Raw genomic sequence first — 22,626 nt, forward strand, 5'->3', positions numbered from 1 at the left:
AATAGGTCAAGAGGTGTTTTAAAAATAAATATAGTAAGATAAATTAGGATGCTGTGTTGCTCAAATCTTTTTTACGATATACCAGGTAAAATACCTGTGGCAATACCGTTAAGGATAAAATCATACAGGTTATTAATCCACCAACGATCATAATGGCCAATGGTTTTTGAACTTCAGAGCCCATTCCTGTTGATAATGCTGCAGGTAATAATCCCAAGGATCCCATTAAGGCAATCATAACAATAGGACGAATTCGGGCATAAATTCCGTTGGATATGGCATCTTTTATATGCATTCCCGCCCTCATGTTTTCTTTAATGATTCCGATAAGGACAATACTGTCAATGGCACTGACCCCAAAGAGAATAATAAAGCCAATTCCAGCTGAGATGCCAAATACAGTTCCTGTAACCCAAAGTGATAGAAAACCACCAATAAAGGCGTAAGGCATTGCGCTTACTGCGACCAAAGTGTCTTTGAAATTCCCGAAATTGAAATACAGTAAACATAAAATCAAGATCAGTACAACCGGGACAATCATCGCCAATTGTCTCGAAGCCCTTTCTTTACTTTCGAATTCTCCTGCCCATTTCATTACATTTTCTTTAGGGAGTTTTACTTCTTGGGCTACTTTTTTCTGAGCTTCATCGATTGTGCTTCCCAGGTCTCGTCCTTCGATACTGAATCCTACGGCAATATATCGGCTATTTCCTTCACGATAGATAAATGTTGGACCTGTTTTATATTCTACGGTAGCAATTTCTTTTAAGGGAACTTTTTTGCCGTTCATAGTTGGAATCAGGATATCTTCGATCTTTTCTTTTGAGTCGCGATATTCTTTCTCGAAACGCAAGGTGATATCAAAAATCTTTTCATCATCATAAAACTTGGTTGCGGCCTGACCTCCAATGGCCATTCTAATAACAGCTTGCGCATCGGCAGTTGTTATGGCGTAACGTGCCATTTTTTCGTCATGAAGCTGAATTCTCAGTTCAGGTAAACCAATGTTTTTATAGACATTAATATCTTCAATTCCTTTTACATCTTTGATGGATTTGGCCACTTTTGCAGCCATTGCCTCGAGTTGAAAAAGATCATTTCCGAATATCTTAATGACCAACGGACTTTTAACTCCCGCAACATATTCCTCTACGTTATCCTGAATAGGCTGGCTAAATCCAAAACCGATTCCCGGATATACATCGAGTTCTTTTTTGATCTCGGCAATTAGTTCTTCTTTACTGATTTCTCGTTTCCACTGGTCCTGATGTTTTAATTCGATATGCAATTCGATATTAAAAAATCCCGTTGGATCTGTTCCATCATTTGGTCGTCCGGTTTGTGTCAGTACAAATTTTACTTCTTCAAACTTCCTTATTTTGGCTTTCATTTCCTTGGTTAGCCTTACCGCTTCATCCAGATTGATACTGTTAGGCAAAGTGGCTCTTACGTAAATGGCTCCTTCATTGAGTTTAGGAATAAATTCTGAACCGTAAAAAGCAAACTTCGCGCAGCAAACTACCAGTAAAGCAATGAAAGCATATAGTGTGGCTTTGCGATGTTTGGTGCTCCACTTAAAGAGTTTATAAAGATTTTCTCTAAAGAAACGCGAAATCATATTTTCTTTCTCCACTATGTTTTTCCTGAGCATGACCTTACACATCGCCGGAACGTAAGTAAGGGATAAAATAAGTGATCCTAATAGCGCATAACTTAAAGTAAAGGCCAGGGGAGAGAACATTTTTCCTTCCACTTTGGTGAAAGAGAAAATCGGCATCAGTGCCACAATCAGGATGATCAGGGCAAAGAAAATATAAGTAGCTACACTGCCCACACTTTTCTTGATAAGTCCCATTTTGCTCATATTATTAAAGCGTTCCATTCCTACTTTATGCGCTTTCTTTTCGAGCGATACAAAGACCTGTTCGACAATGACAAGTGTTCCTTCGAGCAGCAATCCAAAGTCCAGTGCTCCCATAGAAATCAGGTTGGCTGGTAATCCCTGAATTCTAAGCATGATAATGGCAAACAAAAACGAAAGCGGAATCACAGAGGCTACAATCAACGAAGTTCTCCAGTTGTAAAGGAAAATAAACACGATGAGTGATACCAATAAAATACCTTCAACAAGGTTTTTGGTCACTGTTTTTACCGTTGTGTTTACCAATTCGGTACGGTCGATAAAGGGAACAATTTTTACATTATCGGGCAGCACTCTCTCGTTAAGTTCTGCCAAACGATCTTTTAATCTCTTGATGACTTCGCCCGGATTTTCTCCGCGAAGCATAATTACAATACCTTCAACCACATCGCCCTGATCATCTAAACCTACTTGTCCTAGTCTTGGTTTGGCCGATATGGAAACCTCGGCTACGTGCTTGACTAATATGGGCGATGATCCTTTGGTTTGGATCAGAATATTGCCAATATCTTTGACCTTATCAATTAAACCCACTCCTCGAACTACATAAGCCTGATCGCCGCGCTGAATTACATCTCCACCAACATTTACGTTACTCTTAGACACTGCTTCGTAAAGATCTAAGGCAGAGAGATTATAATTTTCGAGTTGCGTAGGATTGATTTTGATCTCGAAGATTTTTTCTTCACCACCAAAACTCACCACATCGGCAACACCGGGAACAGCTACGAGTTCTCTCTCGATTACCCAATCCTGAATGGCTTTGATCTCCTTGATAGGCAAATCACTTTTGATTACGTATCTGAATATCTCACCCGTTGCTCCGGATGGTGGTTCAATATCCACATCAGCACCTTCGGGAAGATCTAATCCGTTAAGGCGATTCGAGGCATATTGCTGTGCGTAAAAATCCTCAACATCATCATCAAACAATACCGTTACAACCGATAATCCGAAAAGCGAAATAGAACGCACTTCGGTTTTTTTGGGGATGGTATTCATTTGTTTTGAAATGGGAAGTGTGATGAATTTCTCTACTTCTTCGGCGCTTCTTCCCGGCCATTGTGTAATAATCCTTGCCCTTGTATTGGTTACATCAGGAAAAGCTTCTATGGGCGTGTGAATATAGCTCACTATACCCGCGACTAGTAATACGGCTGTCAGGAAAAAAACGATCAGGGAGTTTTTTAGCGAGAAAGCGACCAGTCCTTGTACAAATTTTTTCATGTCTTCTATGGTGTTTATCCCTTAGAGATAATTAGTTTTTTAATCGTTCGTGAATTAGCAGTTGATTTTTAGTAATCACCATTTCACCTTCATTAACTCCTTTATCAAAATAAATCCAGTTATTATTTTTTATAATAGGATTCACTTCTCTGGTCTTAATAGTGCAATCATCTTTATAGATCAAAATGTGATGGCGATTGTTATCAAAAATGACTGCTTTTGCCGGAAGGGCAGCTAGCATATCGCCGCCTTTGCTTTTATCAATCACAATATCTGCCGTCATTCCCGGTTTTAGTTTTAAGTTTTTGTTTTCCATTACAATTCGGGCTTTTAAAACATGCTCCTCAGCATCAAAAACTTTGGCAAGCATGGCGATTTTTCCTTTAAAAATTTCACCAGGATAGGCCGGAGTTGTTACATCAACGGGCATGTTTTCACTTACGTTTTTCAAGTTACTGGTGTACACATTGACCAAAACCCAGATTTCTTTTAAATCCGAAATGGTAAAAAGCGGTTCGCTGGCATCTGTGATCTGCATTCCCGGACTAATGTTTTTAGCCACGATATAACCTTCAGTTGGCGCTTTTATAAGGAAAACAGATCTTTCACTGCTGGCGCTAAACATGGCCAGATTGGCCCTTACATTCTCTAAAGAAGATTTTAAAACATCTAGCTCACTTTGCGCCTGCATTAGATCTTTTTGAGATGCGATTCCGTCCTCAAACATTGATTTGGCCGATTGAAAATTGCGTTGTGCTACGGCTAGTTGCGATTGAAATGATTTACTCTGAGCTTGCATACTGTTGAGTTCTGTACTTTTTATTTCGGCCAGAACCTGTCCTTTTTTGACATAATCTCCCAATGAGAAAGTAGTTTTGGTAATAATCCCTTCTACAAGGCTATTAAACTGAACTACGTGATCATTGTTGTAGGTGATGTTTCCGGTAAGGTTTATCGATTCGCTAACGGCACGTTTTTGAACAGGTTCGATTGTGATTTTTTCTTTTAAATCTTTATCGATACAAAATTTATCCTCTTTTGTTTCTTTGATTGCTTCTTTTTTGCCACATCCGTAAAGGAGCATTAACCCAAGTATAGGGAGTAAAATAAGTTTCTTCATTATGTTTGTTATTATTTTTTAGATAATCAAATTGGGGTTTAATTTATTTGCTGACCGGAGATATAGCGCAATTCTTCAAGATTTTTATTCAGGTCTTTTTTAGAATTCAGCACGATAGATTTGTTGTCTAGATAAGCATCAACAAAATCAAGATATTCCAGCATGCTGGTGTTTCGTTGCAGGAAGTTTTTGCGATAACTCTCCAGGAGTTTATCCAGATCGGATTCGTAATTGGCCTCTACGCTGTCATACAGTTTTTTGGTTACAATAAGATCTTGGTAAGCTTGTAAAACTTCCGATTGTACGCTGATTGTTTTCTCCTGGGTCAATAATTTACCTTGTTCGATGGCTAATTTAGCCGCTTTTATATTTCCCTGATTTCTACTGAAAAACGGAAGATCCAAAGCAAAACCAAGACCCACAAAATCGTTCATCGTACTGGCGCCGCGATCATAACTAATACCAAGAGTTACATCTGGGGTTCGCATGGCCTTCTCGTACTTGTACTTATGATCGTTATAATCATTTCCAAGTTTAATGACTCTCATATCAGGTCTATTCTCTATTGCCGATGCCATAAGATTACCCAGGTTGATATTCTCGATATTTTTATTTTCAGGAACAAAACCCTCATCGGTAAGTTTGACAAAACTGGTCGGGGGAAGATTCATTAGGACTTTCAATTCTTTTTGCAATGAATTGTTCTCTTTGCGCAAATCAGCAATTTCTTTTAAAAATTGTAGTTCAGATGCCTGAAGCCTGATATATTCGCCTCTGCCAATATTGCCTTGCGTCACCTGATTGCCATATCCTTTTAGCATGGTTTGCATCGAGGAAAGTTGTTTTTTATAAACTGCTTCCTGAGCCTGAGTATATTGCAAATCAGTAAGATTGCCTCGAAATTCGATTTTAAGGTTGCGAAGAAAAGTTTTAAAGTATTCTTTGGCGATATCTACGCCCACTTTTTCCATGGCGATCATCTTTTTTCGCTTTCCTGCTGTTTGAACCAGTTGTTCAAGCTCTGCAGTTACTTGGGATGTTTTACCAAAATTACCCCATAGAGGAGGTACTTCTTGCGCAGTAGCATTGTGCCAAAGATTCAGCTCGCCAATGGTAAGGGTAGGATTAGGCCATAATTTTGCCTGAATCACCTGCGCATCGGCAATCTCTATGTTTAGTTTTTCAGAAATAATAGCAATATTCTTTTCCAGAAACAGCGCCTCGGCTTGTGTTCGGGAAAGAACAATTGTATCGTTTATTGCAGCAGCTTGCGCAAAGCCTTTGCAGGATACAAAAGCGAGTAGGGTTATGATTATACGTTTCAAATTAAGTTTGTTTTAATATGTTGCAAAGCTACTTGCGGCATATTAAACCCTAATTTGATGTGTGTTAGAAAGGAGTTAGAGTTGCATTAGAAAACGATTAGAGTGACGGAAATAATAGTATTACAGTCGTTCCTACGTCTTTTTTAGAGGTAATTGTAAAATCGATATTGTTTTGTTTAAAGATGATATTGGCCAGCGAAAGTCCAACGCCGCTTCCTTTTATATCATTGACGTTTTTACCTCTGTAAAAGGTTTGTTTAATAAATTTCAAGTCCTCTTCGCTAATTCCGGTTCCATGGTCTTCAATTACAATTTTAAGCTGATTGTCCTCTTGCAGCAGACTTATTTTGATAGGATTTCCACCAGAGTATTTCACGGCGTTTTCTATAATGTTGTATAAGGCAATTTTAATCTCGTTGCTGTTTCCTTTAATCGAAAGGAGTTTGTCATTTATAATTTCGATAGCAATTTGTATCTGAGAACCTTTTAAGGGATACACATCCGGCAATTGATCGTTGATATCCCAAACCAGTTCATCGACCCTGAAAATCTCGTTGAGTTCTGTATTGTCTCGAAGTCCCGAAAGCATCATAAGGGTATTGATCGTGTCTTCGATCTGGTAGACATTATCCAGCACTTTTTCAGACATTTCTTTGTATTCGGCACTGGTTCTGTCTTTTTGGGCAAATACTTCGAGGTTTCCCGAAATGGCAGTCAGAGGTGTTTTGAATTCGTGGGAAACATAATTGATAAAGTTCTTCTGAATGATAAATGTATCGGATAATCGCTTGAACAAATTATTATAGGTTTCGATCAATTCCTGAATATCATCTTTGGTATTTGGCGAGGTAATATGACGATCCAGCGAAGAAGCTTCGATCTCATTGACCTGATCGATGATGTTTTTTATCGGACTGTAGGCCAGATTCGATAGTAAACGGCTCACGATATAAATGGTGATTAATCCGCTAATTAAAACCAGAATCATAATAATCATCAAACGGTTGGTAATGGTTTTAAATTCCTGATCATTTTTTTTGACAAAAACTACAAAATCACCCTGATTGTCATGATAAAAACTCCCAAAGTAAAAGTGATGATTCGATTTAAAATTCAGCTTTCGATTCTTCCTGATATAATCCAGTTTTTCGGAATTGATGTTACCATCTATTGTTTTATCGCCATATACAATCTGATTGCTTTCGTTGTAAACACGCGTGATGATTTCAAGTGAGTTTTCTTTGAATTGTTGACCAATGATCAAATGCTGATTCTGAGGTAATTCATCTTTTTCAAGATAGAAAATCCCCGTTAGCAAACCCGTTTTTTGAAGTTCGTTATAAATAATCTTCTCCGAATAACTGTAAAAAGAAAAATAGGTGATCACCGAAGCAATTAGAAATACAATGCTAAAAGTAAAAGACGATATTAAGGTAAACCTATTGCGTATTTTCATGATTCTTCTTTAAGCATATATCCGGTTCCTTTTATGGTATGGATGAATTTATGGTTTTGCTCGATTTTGTTTCTTAAATACGATATATATACATCGACAACATTGGTATTATTATCATAATTAATGCCCCAAACCGCGTTTAAAATCTGAGTTCTGGACATGACCTTATTTCTGTTTTCAAGTAAAAACAACAATAGTTTATATTCTCTTGGAGATAAATCGATCAGTACATCATTTTCTGTAACCTTATGTTCTTCGGGGTTTATGGCTAAACTTCCCAATTTATGCAAGGTTTCTACTTTATCATAATTAAATTTAGTTCTGCGTGTCAAAGCATTTACTCGCGAAATCAGTTCTTTAAAATGAAAAGGTTTTACCAAATAATCATCGGCACCGGAATCCAACGCATTTACCTTATCATCAGTATCACTAAGTGCGCTAAGCATTAAAATTGGAGTATGAATTTTCTTGAAACGCATTATTTTTGTCAGCTGAATTCCATCAATTCCCGGAAGCATAATATCCATCAGTATAATATCCCAGGTATCGTGCTGAAGCAGGTCTCTTGCAATCTCGCCCGTTTCAGCCAGATGCACAGTAAAATTGTTTTCTTCTAAACCTTTTATAATAAATTCGCTAATCCGTTTATCATCCTCAATGAGTAGAACATTCATAATCTAATATTGTTATAATTGGTTTTGTATGAATCGGGACTTAAAAATAAACTAAAGTTGAAATTAACTGACGAATTGTATTTTTAAGATAAAATCAAAAATAACAATTAGTTATCGCAATCGCTGTTAAAATTGGATTTTGTAGAAAAGAGAAGGTTTGCTTGTACTTGAAATTACAATTGTCTACCAATTTTTTTTTAATCTGAATTTTATTTTGTTGGATATTTCTGAGGATGCTGTGAAGTATGAAAAACTGCGTTTAAAAATACAGTTTTCGATAATTCGTCAACAATAAAAAAAGCAATATATGGGAATTTTTTAAATGGTAGAAAACGATAATTAATGTCGTGAAATTGGTAAAAAGGATTTAATTGTAAAGCTTTGTAGACTTTTTTATAATCATTCAAAAAGTCTAAAGCAACCTTTTTGCTTGCTTTTAAAATGTAATATTCGACAGCTTCTTCAATATTTTTTAATGCAATTGGAGAAACGATTATTTTATAGCTCATACTTCTTTTTTAAATCAGTATAAAGTGATTCAGCATCTGTGTAAAGATTTTTTTCCAGATTAACCTGACTATCTAAAATAGTCTGTTGTTCAGCAGATAATTCATAAGGCTTCACATTTGCTATTTCAAATTTTATCTTTAGTGCTTTCATAAAAGCTTTTACAGCTTCTATCTGAGAAGCATCTTCTGTATACGCTGTGATATTAATTGCTTGCATGGTAATAATTTACTAAAGTTGATTTACAAAGTTAAGACAAAAGTCTAATTTAATGTTAATCATAATAATTTATTTCTTTTTTGGAATTTATTAAAGAGCTATTCCTGCTGTTCTTTCTAAATCTTTTCCTTGTTGGCAGCAGCAAGAAAAAGGATTTTTCCTTCCATCAGGCTAGGAGAGTTGATTTTGTAAGAAGTTTATTTTTTAAAAGAAAAGCCGCTTTCATTTTATACTAAGTAATTTAATTGTTATCTGAGATTTCACCTATAAAATAGTAAACCAAATTGACATGATTTTTATATGATTTCAATTTAATTTTTAATAATAATCTGATTTTCAATTAATTAACTTTTATTAAAGAAAGGTTTAACACGGTCTGTTTTAGCTGACTGTCTGAAATAACTAATTTTAACTAAATCAAAATTAATAACGTTTTAAATACTTAAAATTATGAAAAAGAATATAGCCATATTAGCCACAAACGGTTTTGAAGAATCAGAATTATCATCTCCTAAAGCCTATCTCGAAGAGCAAGGCTGGAATGCAGATATCATCAGTTTGAAATCTGGAACTATCAAATCCTGGAAAGACGGAAATTGGAGCAAAGAATATAATGTTGATGTAGTACTAGATCAGGCAAATGAAGCCAATTACGATGCTTTGGTTCTTCCAGGAGGAGTGATAAATCCTGATTTATTAAGAAGAGACGAGGCTGCAGTAACTTTTGTACGTTCCTTTTTTGAAAGTAAAAAACCAGTAGCGGCTATTTGTCATGGTCCTCAGATTCTGGTAGATGCTGATGTTTTAAAAGGCCGAAAAGTAACTTCGTTCTTCTCTGTTAAAAACGATCTAAAAAATGCCGGAGCACAATGGGAAGACTCAGAAGTAGTCGTAGACAATGGACTGGTGACCAGCCGAAACCCGAATGATTTGCCCGCTTTTAATAAAAAAATGGTGGAAGAAATTAAAGAAGGAAAACACGATCGTCAGAAAGTATAAAAAGATATATTTTTATTTAGATTTATCAGGTTACAAAAAATGCAGGATCAATTTTGGTCTTGCATTTTTTTGTACTTGAATTTGATTTTTAATTAAGAGCTTTTCACGCTGTGCGTTCCACCCGAGCCTTTACTTTGAATTAGGTGTGCGGTATCGGAAACGACCGTAAATGTATTTATAGGCGTTAAAAGCACTAAAATACAAAGTCACTTATTCTTAATTTTAGAGATATGAGCACAAAAACTCTTTCAAAAGAAGCCGAAATCAGGCTTATGAATTTTTTCAACACAATCGATCCGCAAGAAATGGCCAAATCTATAAAGTAGGTAAATTATGTTCCTGCTTTAGGAGCTTTAGGCAACATAAAACGCTTCAAAACGAAATAGACAATTTACAAAACAGTTTTATTGGCTGCATGAATTAGCTGAGGTGTTGAATCCTTATTTGGATGTGGAGTAGGATTTTTTTGGAATTAGAGATAAATAAAACCTCGATCTTGAAAAGTTGAGGTTTTTGCTTTATTATTTAATTTCTTTTTCTACATATTTCATAATTGATTGGATTAGAATTTCCTTTTACAAAATAATGTCTAACTGACTTATTTACAAATTTATTTTTTATTTCTTCAGATGCCAGTTTTCCTTTAAATTCGAATCGTCCAATCAAACTTTTTGTTGAATTTAGTTCTGGTTTATCATTTGGTTTTCTACTGCTTTCAGTTGTTCCTGCCTTGTGCCAATCATTAATTTCGTATAATTCTAGAATAATTCCTTTGTATATTGCAATTGCATATCTGGCATTTTTAGCTCTTTCTGGATTTAATTTACATCTTCCGCGAGTATAATCATAAAGAACTTCTTTATTTATTGATGACTGATAAGTTTTATTAATTCTGATAAGAATTGCTTTTTCTTTTATTTCTAGTAATTGCATACGGTTTATTTTTAATATTAAAAAAATAGTTATGTATAATCGTTGAGAGCACTGATTGCAAATACGCGCTATAGTTCCGTATATCTGTACTATCGTGTGTTTAAGAAAACATCCAGATGCAGTTGATGTTTATTTTTCGCTGCTCTTGATTATTTGTTTTACATATTCCAAAAAAGGTATTCCCTTTTTTGTAATTCTGAAACCATTATTAAAAGTTTCTATATATTCTTGTTTTACAAGAAAACTATAAACTTCTGGAGCAACTAAAGAACTGCCATAAACATCGTTTGTAGTTAATTGAGTGTTTTTTACAAAACGAAAATCTTTGGGATGAAATTCATTATTAATCATTAAACGTGTAAAATAATTGATTTCTTTCTCTTTTTCTTTTTCAGAATTATTTGTTTGTAAGATTGTTGTTAAATCATTAATTTTATTTTCATAATCTTCTATTATAGATTTATTTGAATTATTAAGAGTGTCTAGTCTATTTTGTAATTCGCTTATTTGTTGTTCAAAATCTTCAGTTGTTTTACTTCTATTTTTTTTGTCTTGTAATTCTAATTCTTTTGCAACGAGTTCTATTTGTTCGGTAAGCTCATTAGTTTTTGCTTGATAAATTGTTTTCAATCTTTTCTTTTTTGCTGGTACTAACAAAATATCAATAACTGTCATTATGTATGGAATTCCAATTGTAAAGAAAAGACCAAGCAGGAAAGGGCCAAAAACAGCCATTTTGTCGCAATATTCAGAATTGATTACTATAATTTTTTGGGTTATTGTAGCTTTTTCAAAAAGGAGTAATGCAATTGGTCTCCAATTCCACAATGTAAATGATAGCAAATAAGCACCACTTATTGGACTTTTCACACGTTCTTTTGAAGAATCAATAATTTCTTTTAATAAATCTGAAATGGTCATTTATTTTGTTTGATTTGGATTTTAAATACTAATAACTGAATTAGCTATTCTCTTTTCACCACCAATATGTGTAGTGTAAAACCTCTGTTGGATACCCCAAAGAACAAATTTTAAATCATCATCGCTTTCTATTTTAAATTTCCCATTTTGATAAGTCACCTTGCCATATTCATTCGTATAATCATAAATTGCTTGCTTTTCATCACTAGATAAATTATTCAATGTATCATTCACTAGAGCTATCCTCTTTCTATTTGGAATTGTCACATTTCTAACAACAAAATTAGCGCCCACATCAAGAAAATCCCTATCTAAGAATGCCTGAGTTTCATCTTCTGTCGCTATTTTATATAATTGATCCATTCCCTTAAAAATTTTTTGTGCAGCTGTTAATTTTTTAAAATATAGTGTATCACTCTGTCTGTCATAAATAGCATCCGCAAAAGGATTTATAGTTATGATTGGTTTATCCGCTTCTAAAGTTAATTCATCAATTGAGAACCATTTTTTACTAATGTAAAAACTAGAATTTATTATTTGGAAAAAATATAGATCAGCCTGTACAGTACAAATAAAAGATAGTTTTTTTAAGTCTGCTTTTGTTATTTGGTCGTGGTTTACTGTATCCAAATCATTCTGAAGAAAATCTAAAATAAAGTCTGTGGTTGAAAAATCTGTAAGCTGATATAGTTCTTCATCTTCAATGAGAGTTGCTGGATTATAATCAACACCGCTTAAGTTTAGCTGTGCGATTTCGTAAATTTCAGTTTCAGTTTCAATAACACGAAACATATTCTGTTTTCTTTTCACTTTTCCGAAAATATAATTTGCCATATAAAATTTAATTAGAGTTCGATAAATGTATAGTTGTTAATTCTTCTTAATTTTTCAAAACTATTTTCCCCAGGTTTTTTCAATTGCTTTCTTGTGATTAAGAATATTTTTACGTTTCCTGAGGTTTTAATAAAGTAAAAATGATAACCAAAAAGTAAAAAAATAGGATTGAAATAAAGCGTCTGCGACAGAAATGTGAAAATGTATATAATTGTAAAAACTACTATTAACGTAGAAATATCGTTTATACCTAGAGATACAAAAAAGTACCCTAAATATGTTGGTAGGAAATTATTATTTGCCAATTCAATTTCTTTAACTGAGCTATTTCGTAATGTATCCTTGGGTAAATTTATTGCAATCAAAAAACTTAAACCGGTTAAAATAATTGGAATAATTGCAAAAATTATCCAAGAATAATAAGTAGAATATTCATCCAAAATATTGAACTTATATTTTTCTTTAACTAAAAAAACAACAACTATCAACCAAGTTGAATTGAATGCTAAAAATAACTGATATAAAAATTTCATAAATTTTTCTAGTTTGCTAATTATATTAAATTGCAGTTGTTTTTTGATAGCTTAAATAATCTTTCCGATGATTTATTGAATATTAAAGCAAATATCAGTTCTCTATTATTATCTTTTTTACGGAAATCCATATTATGATAAATTTGTATGAAACAAGTGTAGCTATAAATAAAACAAAAAAAGCAAGTATTTATACCTGATTCCTAGCCCTGATAGAAGGGAAAATCATTTTATCAGGGGTTCGGCTTAAAAGATTGCAATGATAGCAGGAAATAGCTCCTAAAAAATTCTAGAACTTTCATTTAATTAAAAGTTAAAAAAAATATAACCTTAAAGTTTGTCATTACGAGCGAAGGGAGACTCGATCGTTAGGGACCAGACGAAGTAAACAGAAATTCGACAAAGATTTGTGCTTTTAGGACCGTAGTTACGAGTGTGATTTCTCTCCCGAAGCCTCGGGATCGAAATTGACATACTACGCTTAAAGGATTACTCAAAAAACTTTGCGCCTTCGCGTCTTTGCTAGATTAAAAAATCTCAGCGAATCTCCGTGCTATCTTTGTGAATCTCCGCGAAACCAAACCTCACAAAACAAAAAAAGGACGACACTATATTAAGTATCGTCCTTTAAGGTAAATTGTAATCTACATTCTAAAATTAGATTTTAAAATGCCGCATTAAGCGTACAGTTTTTGGTAATCACTAAAATGAAGACTAAACGCAGGTTATTCGTTTATGATATCGCCTTCCTTAGTTTCTTCGCTGGCAATTTTCACCAGTTTATCTTTCAGGTTCAAATCTCCGAAGATTTCAATTTTATCGTCGATTTCTCTTCCTTTCTTCACATTGACTCTTGTTGCTTTATGGTCGATCACTTTGATCACATACAAACCTTCGGCAGAACTTACCAATGCCGATTTAGGAATTACAAAAGTACTGTCTTTTGCGTTAAGGGGTAAAAGTACTTCGGCAACCATTCCTGGTAAAAGATCTTTTTTGGTATTGATAACATCCATTTCAACACGCTCAGAGCGTAATTTCAAATCTAAAGCTCCTGACATTCTTGTAATTTTAGCTTTAAAATTTTCCGGTAATGATTTTACATTAAAACTCATTTGGTCACCTTCGTGTAAATATCCTGTATACAATTCAGGAACAGAAACCGCCAAACGTAATTTATCTTGCTGCTGAATGGTCAATAAAGGCAAATCAGACCCTTTTCCTGCCGGACCAACAAAGGTTCCTAAATTTACGTTTCTTGCTGCTACAACTCCGTCAAAAGGAGCACGGATTTCAAGATAACCTCTCATAATCGACACTTCTTTGTGGGCTGCAACTGCTGCCTGGTATTGTGCATAATCTGAGTTTTTCTTTCCGTTGGCCATTTCCAGGTCATTTTTAGAAATTGTTCCTTCCACTTTGCTTGTTTCGTACAAACGGTTGTAAGTACTTTTGCTGGTAGCATAAATAGCCTCCATTGATTTTAGTCTTGATTCAGCAGCAGCGAGTTGAGAGCTAATTTCCGGTGCTTCAAGAACAATCAAAAGCTGTCCTTTTTTTACTTTGGTACCAATATCTACTTTTAGCAATTTTACAAAACTGCTTACTTTAGCGTACAAATCTACTTGTTGAAAACCAGTTAATTCGGCTGGTAAACGCAACTCTGTAGTTAGTTTTTCTTTCTCTAAAGAAATAGTTTCTGTTTTAGGTTCAATTTCGGCAGTAACAGTTTCTTCTTTCTTAGAATTACAGCTCGTTAGAAAAAATATGGCTACAAAAAATAATGCGCTCGATTGTATAATGTTATTTTTCATTTTTTGGATTTAATGATGAGATATAATGGATACTTTCTTCGTCCTCAGGATCTAAAGAAACAGATTGTGTTGTTGTTTTTTCTTGTGCCCATGCAAAGATAAGTGGCAGGATAAGCAATACGGCAAAAGTTGAGAATAATAATCCTCCAATTACAGCTCTACCTAAGGGAGAAACCTGATCGCCACCTTCGCCATGACCAATAGCCATTGGCAACATTCCGGCAATCATCGCAACTGATGTCATGATAATAGGACGAAGCCTTAAAGCCGCAGCTTCACGAGCTGATTCTAAGGCATTTCCATTTCGTTTTCGAAGCTGTTCTGCGTTGGTAACCAATAAAACGGCATTCGCGATAGAAACCCCAACGGACATAATGATACCCATATAGGATTGTAAGTTAAGCGTAGAACCAGTAATTGTAAGCATTAATAAAGCTCCTAAAACTACCGCCGGAACCGTGGTTAAAATCACTAACGAAACTTTGAACGACTGGAAATTAGCGGCTAACATTAAGAAGATTACAAATATGGCAACCAATAATCCGACTTGTAAACTGCTTAATGTTTCTACCAATACTTTACTCATTCCGATTGGAGTGATGAATAACCCCCTAGGTAATTCTCCCAACGAACTGATGGTTGCATCCACATCTTTTACTGCCGTTCCTAAATCGGTCTGGCTAATGTTGGCTGTAACGGTAATGTATGGCATAGCCCCTAAATTGTCATTTTCACCACTCACAAATCCCGGTGTAATTTTTGCAACATCACTTAAAACAGGACGAAGCGAATTTTTTAATACCGGAATTTCTCCAATATCAGTTTTACTTTTCATCTGATTCAGCGGAACCTGAACCTGAACGTTGTATGATAATCCGGCTCTTTCATCAACCCAGGTATTTTTCTCTGTATATCTAGATGATGAGGTCGAGGCCACAAGCGATCTGGAAATATCATTCATATCTACGCCCAATTCGGCAGCACGGGTTCTGTCAATATCAATATTCATGGCTGGATAATGAATAGGCTGACCAATTTGTACGTCTCTGAAATAAGAAATTTTCTTTAGTTTTTCTACAATTTGATTAGCGTATAATTCATTTCGTTTTTTGTCTTTTCCTGCAATACGAACTTCGATAGGAGTAGGGGAACCCTGACTCAAAACTTTATCGGTAAGTTCGATTGGTTCAAAAGAAAGCTTTACATCAGGAAGCACTTTTTTAATTCGGGCTCTAAAGTCGTCCTTAAAGTTGTCCATATCGGTGTGATACTCTTTTAAACTCACCTGAAATACCGCTTCATGCGAACCTGCCATGAACAAATAAATCGGGTTAATGGAGAATAACGAAGGGTGCTGTCCTACATAAACAGAGGAGATTCCGATATGTTCTTTACCCACCATTTTTTGTAATTCTTTCAAAACAATAATGGCTTTTTCTTCGGTACGTTCTAAACGGGTTCCATCAGGAGCACGCATTCTTAATTGAAACTGACTTGAATTTACTTTTGGGAAAACATCTTTTCCAATGAAATTGATAAAGACAACCGCCAAAAGCGTAATTCCAACCAGATATATGATAGCTGTTGCTTTTTTATAAGGGAATAATCGATCCAGGGTTCTCATAAAACGAATTCTGAAACGCTCGAAAGCACCAATTTTCCCGTCATTGTCGATATCTTCTTTTGCAACCATTGCTTTTTTCTGCGTGATGAGATCTTTTTCCGATTCCGGAGTTAATCCGCAATGGTTAAATTCTGCTTCATCATCTGAAATATTAGGTCCATGTTCGTGTTTTGGATGTGCTTTCATGAGCCAGTTGGCCATTACAGGCACAAAAGTCTGAGAGAGTAAAAACGAAATTACCATCGAGAATCCAATGGCTAAAGCCAAAGGCAAGAACAACGCTCCGGGAATTCCCACCATGGTAAAGGCCGGTGCAAAAACTGCCAAAATACAAAGTAAGATCAATAATTTAGGCAAGGCAATTTCCTGACAGGCATCCCAAATGGCCAGCGCCTTGGGTTTACCCATATCGAGATGCTGGTGAATATTTTCGATCGTAACGGTACTTTCATCCACCAAAATACCAATTGCCAGTGCTAGTCCACTTAAAGACATTAAGTTGATGGTTTGTCCGAATAATTTCAGGAATAGAACCCCTGATATAATAGAAATCGGGATGGTTAAAATTACAATTAAAGCTGCACGTTTATCGCCAAGGAAAAGCAATACCATTAGTCCGGTTAAAACCGCTCCAATGATACCTTCTGTAATCAAACTTTTCACCGAGTTAATTACATAAACCGACTGGTCAAATTCATAAGATAATTTCACATCCTCGGGTAGTGTACTTTGAATTTTAGGCAATTCGGCTTTTAATTTCTGCACCACATCCCAGGTCGAAGCATCTCCGGCTTTTGCAATACTGATATATACCGAGCGTTTTCCGTTTACCAGAGCATAACCTTGTGTAATATCCGCGCCGTCTTTTACAGTGGCAACATCACCTAATTTTAAGTTTTGAACGCTTCCTTTAAAAAGTGGAATATTCTCAAAATCCTTTACTTCTTTAATCGTATTATTGGTTGGCGTAATATAGTTGACATCGCCCATTCTTACGTTTCCGGACGGTGCGGTCTGGTTGTTGATACGAATGGCCTCCACCACCTGATCGGGTGTCATATTGTGCGAACGCAGTAAATCCGGATCTACATTGACCTCGATAGTTCTTGGGCTTCCGCCAAAGGGAGCAGGCGATAGTAAACCGGGAATCGAGGTAAAGGAGGCGCGAACATACACATTGGCCAAATCCTGCAATTCGTTGTTTGATCTAATCTTACTGCTCAAAACCAATTGACCAATTGGCAATGAAGAAGCATCAAAACGAATGATAAACGGAGGTTGGGTCCCCGGAGGAAATGCCGCCTGGATTCTGTTGGAGAGTGAACTCAGTTCGGCCGCAGCCTGAGCCATATTCGTGTTTTCATAATAGGTTAATTTCATGATCATTAACCCTTGGATATTTTTGGTTTCTACCGATTTTACACCATTGGCAAAGGGTAGAATGTTGACATAAGTCTTAGCAAAATAAGCTTCCATCTGGTCTGGCGTGTAACCTCCAAAGGGATGTGCAATATAGATAACCGGCAAGTTCATTTTTGGCAGGATATCTACCTTAATGTCCTGGATGGCACCAATTCCGAAGAAAAATAGACCCGCAACCAATACTAATATGGAGATGGGTTTGCGGAGTGCAAAACGTATTAAATTCATTAGGATCTAATTAAAATTCATTTATAAATAAGTCAAAATTGCCAGTAGCAGCTACTTTAAGCAAAAACGATTGCCAGACATTGTTGTTGACAATATCTCTGTCGATTTCAGCGCGATTTAGCGTATACAATGTTTGGGTAATATCGGTTAAATCGGTAAGTCCGTTTTTGTATAGAGTCGATTTTTGCAAATACGCTTTCTTGGCTGCATCTACCTGAATAGGGGCTTCGGCAAAGTTGTCAAGCGTTATTTGTATTTTATCGTCGGCTAGTTTTAGTTGTGATTTGAGTTCTCTCTCGGCCTGGTTGTATTCTTCCTGTAAACCTTGCGAAACATACTTTTGAGCGCTTACTTGTTTACTTGCTCTAAAAGGAGTGGTAAGATTCCAGCTAATTCCAATTCCGACCAAATAATTGGTGCGGTCCGGATTTACCCCATCCCAGTAATTTCTGTTGAATGAATTCTGATCTGTAATATAGTCGCTATTAAATCCTGAGGCGCGTGTTTGCAAAACCCCAAAGGCGCTCATTGTGGGATAGTAAAAACGCTTGTATAATTTTACTTGTTGATTGCTGTAATCAATTTTCGTTTTATAGAATTGTAATAAAGGGTGCAAACTGTCTGAAGTTGCAGTTCCTCTCAGAACCTCTTTTGGGATATCATTGACAAATAAAGTATCGGTTGCAAAATCCTGAGGAGCAACACCCATTAAATCAACTAATTTATTGTTTTGTTCCTTGACGAAGTTTTTAGCCAGATTCAAAGAGATCTTTGCTTTGGAAACTTCGGCTGTAGCCAATGTAGAATCAACTCCGGCCAATAATCCGTTTTTAACGCGGGCTACGGCAGTTTTCTTGAAAATTTCAGCGCGGCTTAAATTTTTTTGCTGCGAAATCAATAATCTCTGGCTTGCCAGTAAATTCAAATAAGCAGCAGCAATTTTAATTTCCTGTTGAAATTCTTCCTGTTTCAAATCTTTTTCCTTGGCCTGAAGATCAATTTTAGCCAAATTGATTTTTTCCTTAATTTTCCCAAAGGTGAAAAAATCCCAGTTCATATTGACCAGATACAAAGCGCCAAAAGCCGAGTTCCAGTTTTGGTCTGGTAAGGCAGGTCCGGAAGAAGCTGTCCCTAAACCATTAAAACCGTACAAAGCACCGTTTTGCCCGTTGATTGTTCCGTAATCCTGTTGTGCCGATAAATTAAGATTGGGCAGATAATCACGCTTGGATTGTTTGAGTGTCTCGCGTGAAGCATTGGTGTAATTGCTTTTTGCTTTGATAGAACCGTAGTTTTCTAAACCTGTTTTAATGGCTTGTTTTAAAGACAAGGTTTGCGCATAACTACCACAAGCAAAAATCAAGAAAACTAATAAAGTAATTTTTCTGAAGTACATAAAATTAGTGGTATGAAATTGATAGAACAAAATTATTTGACTTGAACTGATATATGTCATCTTAAATGATGTACTGCGATAATAAATGACCAATTGAATTGGTCATTTTTTGGAAAAATAAATTAAATTTTTGTACGTACTTTGTAGACTATTTAAGTATTAAAAATGAATATAAAATTTGATAACATATTGGACAACAAATGGTGGCAGGAAATTGCCGTTGTTGCCTTTTCATTTACGATTTATACGTTAAAAAATGACTGGATGTTATTTAGTTCGTTTACTTCCATATTAATGGGGATTTTTTTCTACTTGGTTCTATACATGCACGCCCAATTCAATCGCTTCTTTCTTTTGCCCATCTTATTCAAAACCCAGCGTCCTGTAACTTATATCATTCTGACTCTTTTTGGTGTATTTGTCTTCTCGGTAGTTTTATACGAGGTCACTATGCTGGATATGTTTAGCAATTGTCATTTGTATCAAAACTCTCATCAAAGAAGTTACGCCTATCAACTGGCCAGTGTCTTGGGAACTTTGGTTTGTATTTTAAGCCCGATTATTGTCTTTAAATTCTATAGAATTCACAGAAAAAAAACAAGCGAAACCTTATTGTTTAACGAAATGCAATTGAACTCCCTGAAAGGACAGCTAAATCCTCACTTTTTGTTCAATACCTTCAATACACTTTACGGAATTAGTCTTGAGTTTCCAGAAAGAACCCCGGATTTGATCATGAAAGTATCGCAATTAATGCGTTATCAGCTAGAAAGTAATAGCAAAAAGTGTGTTTCCCTTGAGGATGAACTCGAGTTTATAAACAGTTATGTACAGCTCGAGAAAGAACGTGTTGGATATCGATGCGAGATCACTTATGATTTTAAAATCGATAATGAAAATGCCTATAAGATCTCGCCGATGTTGTTGATTGCTTTTATCGAAAATGCATTTAAACATGGAACCTGCGCGATTGAAAAATGTTATGTGAGAATTTTTATAACTGTCGAAGAAGGACAATTGCATCTTCATGTTGTCAATTCAATTCCTACCAAAAAAACAGATGTGGTTTCTACCAAAATTGGTTTAAAAAATACCATAGAACGTTTGAATTTGATTTACGGAAAAAATTATAAACTCGATATTCAGGACGATAAGAACACCTACATTGTAGATTTTAAAGTACAATTGAAAAAGTTTGTAGAATGAGAGAATCCAAAAAATGTATAATTGTAGATGATGAACCCGCAGCGCATTATGTGCTGGCGAATTACATCAAGCAAAATCCACAATTGGAGTTGGTTTTTCAAGGCTATAACGGTATTGAAGCCATGGATTATCTTCGCGAGAATCCTGTGGATCTGATGTTTTTGGATATTAATATGCCTGAGATTTCGGGTATGGAATTGTTGAAAATTCTTCCAACACATCCCAAAACGATTCTAACCACAGCCTATTCTGAATTTGCTCTGGAAAGTTATGATTATGGTGTAATTGATTACCTTTTAAAACCTATTTATTTCCCCAGGTTTCTAAAAGCGATTGATCGTTTTTTTGCCACCGAAACCACAAAGGCAAAAACCGAAGAAGCAATTATAAATTCGGTGAGTGTAAAGGTAGACGGTTATTTTATGGACATCGAATTAGACCAGCTTTTATTTGCTCAGAGTTTTGGTAATTATGTGAAACTATATACCACAAAGAGAACGTATCTGGCCTCGATTACTACAAGTGAACTTGAGAAATGTTTACCCGAGAAAAACTTCATTCGCATTCATAAATCATACATTGTAGCTCTGGATAAAATTGAAGCAACAGATAAAGATTTTGTTGTCATTAAAAACGAAAAATTACCAGTGGGTATTACCTATAAAAGAGAATTATCAGACCGGTTAAAAAAATAAAACCCGAAATAAGTGCTTACTAATTCAACTATTTCAAAAATGAAAGCCTGCAATGATTTTCTTGTGGGCTTTTTTATTTCTATTCGGGTTTTATTATAAATGATTATGCTACTTTTTGTTTCCAGACCGATAGATTTACGCCTTTAAAAATAAGCCATAAACTCAATGACAATTCAGCTAGTAAACACGGCATTAATAATGCAATACTAGAGAATTGAGGCGCAAGAATCAGGATAAAACTATTTGATAAATAACAGATTCCTGCAACTGTCATTAAAACGCCAATTGTTTTAGGAAAGTATACTGATCTAAAAATTAAATATCCTTCTAAAAGACATACAAACCCAAAAAAGATCAATCCAATGCCAAAACCAAAGTCATGCAGCTTGATGGAAAGATAAGATAGTGTATGGAGCTGATCCGGGGTAAACGATTTTAAATACTCAGCATCTCCCAAAAAGAATAAGGCTGCTAAAAGATTTAATTTATTGGCCACCAAAACTGCTGTTTGTATCAGATTGAAAGACAGGTTAAGCAGAGCGAGTTTTTTGCTCACAGGTCTTAAAAGATAATAAAGAATGATCATTACCGGCAAATCGCAAATTTGCATAATAAGATCGGCTGTGATTCCAATTTTCCAAAGAAATTCAGAGTGTATAATATTATTTGCAGTTGCATTGGCATCTCCGGAAACAAAGAGTTTATTTCTAACAAAAGTTTCAGCACAGAATCCCATTATTATAATAACTAAGTATAATAGTCCGGCTATACGGGCATAAAGTTGTGGTGAACTCTGGAAATTCTTAAAACTCAATTTCATTGTTTTGTGGTTTTGGTTTTATATAAGACGGCTTATTTAGCGGAATGTTACTCTTTTTTTTAACATTTTTTTTCAATTCTATATTTACTTCAAAATAAAGTAGTAATTTTAATACGTTATTTTAAGGGGTGTTAATTTAAAACCGTAAGGATGAAAAACCTTTTCTTTATTATTACCTTTTTGTATAGTAGTTTTTCAATAGGACAAAATGGAATTTCTTCAGATAAGGTGGTCACTCCGCCAGAAAAAGTACTGTATACTTTCCAAAAAGAATATCCCGGTAAAATCCCGGTATGGAACCTGAAGTATGTTGGTGATGATGACGATGAAATTCGTTACGAAGCAAAATTCAAAACAAATGCCACTACAGAAGTCCTGGCAGTTTACGATAATTTAGGAGTTTTAAAAGCTTTTGAATCTCAAATTCCCCTTGGCAAACTTCCTGTAAGAGCTCAGGCGTATTTAAAGAAAAATTATCCGGTTAAATCCATTAAAGAAATTGCCCTTGTAGTAGACGACCAAAATAAAACCACTTATGAAGTAGGAATAGAAAAAGACTCCAAATTTTATGATGTTGTTTTCGATAAAAACGGAGGTTTTGATGTGATTGTCCAAAAAGATTAAACCAGAATACTTACTAACTTCAATATATTTCTAAATGAAAAACCCGATAGATTTTTTAATCTGATCGGGTTTTGTTTTAAGAATCAAACCTAGCAGGTTTTTAAAACCTGTTAGGTTTAGTGCTATGA

19 protein-coding genes are annotated in these 22,626 nt (G+C 35.2%); 4 read left to right on the forward strand and 15 right to left on the reverse strand.

Translation table 11 applies throughout. The annotated features are described in order from the left end of the window. Nucleotides 1-43 precede the first annotated feature (43 nt). The 7 genes from IRZ78_RS20645 to IRZ78_RS20675 form a co-directional block, all read right to left on the reverse strand. Nucleotides 44-3,148: a CusA/CzcA family heavy metal efflux RND transporter gene (locus tag IRZ78_RS20645; RefSeq protein ID WP_194618324.1), complete on the reverse strand. Its 3,105-nt coding sequence runs from the start codon at nucleotides 3,146-3,148 to the stop codon at nucleotides 44-46. A gap of 31 nt (nucleotides 3,149-3,179) precedes the next feature. Then, the gene (locus tag IRZ78_RS20650; protein ID WP_194618325.1) at nucleotides 3,180-4,268 is read right to left on the reverse strand and encodes an efflux RND transporter periplasmic adaptor subunit; all 1,089 of its coding nucleotides are present in this window, start codon (nucleotides 4,266-4,268) and stop codon (nucleotides 3,180-3,182) included. A gap of 38 nt (nucleotides 4,269-4,306) precedes the next feature. Next, nucleotides 4,307-5,593, reverse strand: a complete 1,287-nt coding sequence (locus IRZ78_RS20655; protein WP_194618326.1) for a TolC family protein — start codon at nucleotides 5,591-5,593, stop codon at nucleotides 4,307-4,309. A gap of 97 nt (nucleotides 5,594-5,690) precedes the next feature. Further along, the gene (locus IRZ78_RS20660; RefSeq protein WP_194618327.1) at nucleotides 5,691-7,049 is read right to left on the reverse strand and encodes a HAMP domain-containing sensor histidine kinase; all 1,359 of its coding nucleotides are present in this window, start codon (nucleotides 7,047-7,049) and stop codon (nucleotides 5,691-5,693) included. After that, the gene (locus tag IRZ78_RS20665; RefSeq protein ID WP_194618328.1) at nucleotides 7,046-7,723 is read right to left on the reverse strand and encodes a response regulator transcription factor; all 678 of its coding nucleotides are present in this window, start codon (nucleotides 7,721-7,723) and stop codon (nucleotides 7,046-7,048) included. Before IRZ78_RS20665 ends, IRZ78_RS20660 begins: the two co-directional genes overlap by 4 nt. 209 nt (nucleotides 7,724-7,932) lie before the next feature. Beyond that, nucleotides 7,933-8,232 carry a type II toxin-antitoxin system RelE/ParE family toxin gene (locus IRZ78_RS20670; protein ID WP_194618329.1) on the reverse strand — a complete coding sequence of 100 codons (300 nt, stop codon included), beginning with the start codon at nucleotides 8,230-8,232 and terminating at the stop codon, nucleotides 7,933-7,935. Next, complete coding sequence (locus IRZ78_RS20675; protein WP_194618330.1) at nucleotides 8,222-8,449, reverse strand: DUF2683 family protein; 228 nt, start codon at nucleotides 8,447-8,449, stop codon at nucleotides 8,222-8,224. The genes IRZ78_RS20670 and IRZ78_RS20675 overlap by 11 nt, the downstream gene beginning before the upstream one ends. A gap of 450 nt (nucleotides 8,450-8,899) precedes the next feature. On the opposite strand from IRZ78_RS20675, the gene IRZ78_RS20680 reads away from it, so the two are divergent. Beyond that, nucleotides 8,900-9,448, forward strand: a complete 549-nt coding sequence (locus tag IRZ78_RS20680; RefSeq protein ID WP_194618331.1) for a type 1 glutamine amidotransferase domain-containing protein — start codon at nucleotides 8,900-8,902, stop codon at nucleotides 9,446-9,448. A gap of 525 nt (nucleotides 9,449-9,973) precedes the next feature. On the opposite strand, the gene IRZ78_RS20690 is transcribed toward IRZ78_RS20680, so the two are convergent. The 7 genes from IRZ78_RS20690 to IRZ78_RS20720 form a co-directional block, all read right to left on the reverse strand. Beyond that, nucleotides 9,974-10,381, reverse strand: coding sequence for a hypothetical protein (locus IRZ78_RS20690; RefSeq protein ID WP_194618332.1), 408 nt, complete (start codon nucleotides 10,379-10,381; stop codon nucleotides 9,974-9,976). 129 nt (nucleotides 10,382-10,510) lie between these two features. Next, a complete protein-coding gene (locus IRZ78_RS20695; protein WP_194618333.1) occupies nucleotides 10,511-11,302 on the reverse strand; it encodes a hypothetical protein in 792 nt (263 codons plus the stop codon). A gap of 21 nt (nucleotides 11,303-11,323) precedes the next feature. Further along, on the reverse strand, nucleotides 11,324-12,136 hold the full coding sequence (locus tag IRZ78_RS20700; protein ID WP_194618334.1) for a hypothetical protein: 813 nt from the start codon (nucleotides 12,134-12,136) through the stop codon (nucleotides 11,324-11,326). 11 nt (nucleotides 12,137-12,147) lie between these two features. Beyond that, nucleotides 12,148-12,669, reverse strand: a complete 522-nt coding sequence (locus IRZ78_RS20705) for a hypothetical protein (RefSeq protein WP_194618335.1) — start codon at nucleotides 12,667-12,669, stop codon at nucleotides 12,148-12,150. 725 nt (nucleotides 12,670-13,394) lie between these two features. Further along, nucleotides 13,395-14,483, reverse strand: a complete 1,089-nt coding sequence (locus IRZ78_RS20710) for an efflux RND transporter periplasmic adaptor subunit (protein ID WP_194618336.1) — start codon at nucleotides 14,481-14,483, stop codon at nucleotides 13,395-13,397. Beyond that, entirely contained in the window at nucleotides 14,473-17,757 is a 3,285-nt protein-coding gene (locus IRZ78_RS20715; protein WP_194618337.1) for an efflux RND transporter permease subunit, read from the reverse strand. Before IRZ78_RS20715 ends, IRZ78_RS20710 begins: the two co-directional genes overlap by 11 nt. 10 nt (nucleotides 17,758-17,767) lie before the next feature. Continuing rightward, nucleotides 17,768-19,153 carry a TolC family protein gene (locus IRZ78_RS20720; protein WP_194618338.1) on the reverse strand — a complete coding sequence of 462 codons (1,386 nt, stop codon included), beginning with the start codon at nucleotides 19,151-19,153 and terminating at the stop codon, nucleotides 17,768-17,770. Nucleotides 19,154-19,318: 165 nt separating this feature from the next. Here IRZ78_RS20720 and IRZ78_RS20725 point away from each other — a divergent pair, with 165 nt between their 5' ends. Together IRZ78_RS20725 and IRZ78_RS20730 are read left to right on the forward strand one after the other, a co-directional pair. Further along, nucleotides 19,319-20,359, forward strand: a complete 1,041-nt coding sequence (locus tag IRZ78_RS20725; RefSeq protein ID WP_194618339.1) for a histidine kinase — start codon at nucleotides 19,319-19,321, stop codon at nucleotides 20,357-20,359. Next, nucleotides 20,356-21,054, forward strand: coding sequence for a response regulator transcription factor (locus tag IRZ78_RS20730; protein WP_194618340.1), 699 nt, complete (start codon nucleotides 20,356-20,358; stop codon nucleotides 21,052-21,054). The genes IRZ78_RS20725 and IRZ78_RS20730 overlap by 4 nt, the downstream gene beginning before the upstream one ends. Before the next feature lie 103 nt (nucleotides 21,055-21,157). Here the strand turns inward: IRZ78_RS20730 and IRZ78_RS20735 are convergent, their stop codons facing one another. Continuing rightward, complete coding sequence (locus IRZ78_RS20735; RefSeq protein ID WP_194618341.1) at nucleotides 21,158-21,874, reverse strand: DUF4386 domain-containing protein; 717 nt, start codon at nucleotides 21,872-21,874, stop codon at nucleotides 21,158-21,160. Between the two features lie 150 nt (nucleotides 21,875-22,024). On the opposite strand from IRZ78_RS20735, the gene IRZ78_RS20740 reads away from it, so the two are divergent. Next, nucleotides 22,025-22,498 carry a PepSY domain-containing protein gene (locus IRZ78_RS20740; protein WP_194618342.1) on the forward strand — a complete coding sequence of 158 codons (474 nt, stop codon included), beginning with the start codon at nucleotides 22,025-22,027 and terminating at the stop codon, nucleotides 22,496-22,498. Nucleotides 22,499-22,626 lie beyond the last annotated feature (128 nt).

It is taken from the genome of Flavobacterium sp. CSZ, assembly GCF_015350725.1.
GTDB lineage: Bacteria > Bacteroidota > Bacteroidia > Flavobacteriales > Flavobacteriaceae > Flavobacterium.

Bases quoted from the DNA above. Each gene is read 5' to 3' on its own strand.
- IRZ78_RS20670 (WP_194618329.1), bottom strand. From the start codon at position 8,232: ATGAGCTATAAAATAATCGTTTCTCCAATTGCATTAAAAAATATTGAA.
- IRZ78_RS20710 (WP_194618336.1), bottom strand. From the start codon at position 14,483: ATGAAAAATAACATTATACAATCGAGCGCATTATTTTTTGTAGCCATA.
- IRZ78_RS20720 (WP_194618338.1), bottom strand. From the start codon at position 19,153: ATGTACTTCAGAAAAATTACTTTATTAGTTTTCTTGATTTTTGCTTGT.
- IRZ78_RS20725 (WP_194618339.1), top strand. From the start codon at position 19,319: ATGAATATAAAATTTGATAACATATTGGACAACAAATGGTGGCAGGAA.
- IRZ78_RS20705 (WP_194618335.1), bottom strand. From the start codon at position 12,669: ATGAAATTTTTATATCAGTTATTTTTAGCATTCAATTCAACTTGGTTG.
- IRZ78_RS20715 (WP_194618337.1), bottom strand. From the start codon at position 17,757: ATGAATTTAATACGTTTTGCACTCCGCAAACCCATCTCCATATTAGTA.
- IRZ78_RS20645 (WP_194618324.1), bottom strand. From the start codon at position 3,148: ATGAAAAAATTTGTACAAGGACTGGTCGCTTTCTCGCTAAAAAACTCC.
- IRZ78_RS20680 (WP_194618331.1), top strand. From the start codon at position 8,900: ATGAAAAAGAATATAGCCATATTAGCCACAAACGGTTTTGAAGAATCA.
- IRZ78_RS20675 (WP_194618330.1), bottom strand. From the start codon at position 8,449: ATGCAAGCAATTAATATCACAGCGTATACAGAAGATGCTTCTCAGATA.
- IRZ78_RS20660 (WP_194618327.1), bottom strand. From the start codon at position 7,049: ATGAAAATACGCAATAGGTTTACCTTAATATCGTCTTTTACTTTTAGC.
- IRZ78_RS20700 (WP_194618334.1), bottom strand. From the start codon at position 12,136: ATGGCAAATTATATTTTCGGAAAAGTGAAAAGAAAACAGAATATGTTT.
- IRZ78_RS20730 (WP_194618340.1), top strand. From the start codon at position 20,356: ATGAGAGAATCCAAAAAATGTATAATTGTAGATGATGAACCCGCAGCG.
- IRZ78_RS20665 (WP_194618328.1), bottom strand. From the start codon at position 7,723: ATGAATGTTCTACTCATTGAGGATGATAAACGGATTAGCGAATTTATT.
- IRZ78_RS20690 (WP_194618332.1), bottom strand. From the start codon at position 10,381: ATGCAATTACTAGAAATAAAAGAAAAAGCAATTCTTATCAGAATTAAT.
- IRZ78_RS20695 (WP_194618333.1), bottom strand. From the start codon at position 11,302: ATGACCATTTCAGATTTATTAAAAGAAATTATTGATTCTTCAAAAGAA.
- IRZ78_RS20735 (WP_194618341.1), bottom strand. From the start codon at position 21,874: ATGAAATTGAGTTTTAAGAATTTCCAGAGTTCACCACAACTTTATGCC.
- IRZ78_RS20740 (WP_194618342.1), top strand. From the start codon at position 22,025: ATGAAAAACCTTTTCTTTATTATTACCTTTTTGTATAGTAGTTTTTCA.
- IRZ78_RS20650 (WP_194618325.1), bottom strand. From the start codon at position 4,268: ATGAAGAAACTTATTTTACTCCCTATACTTGGGTTAATGCTCCTTTAC.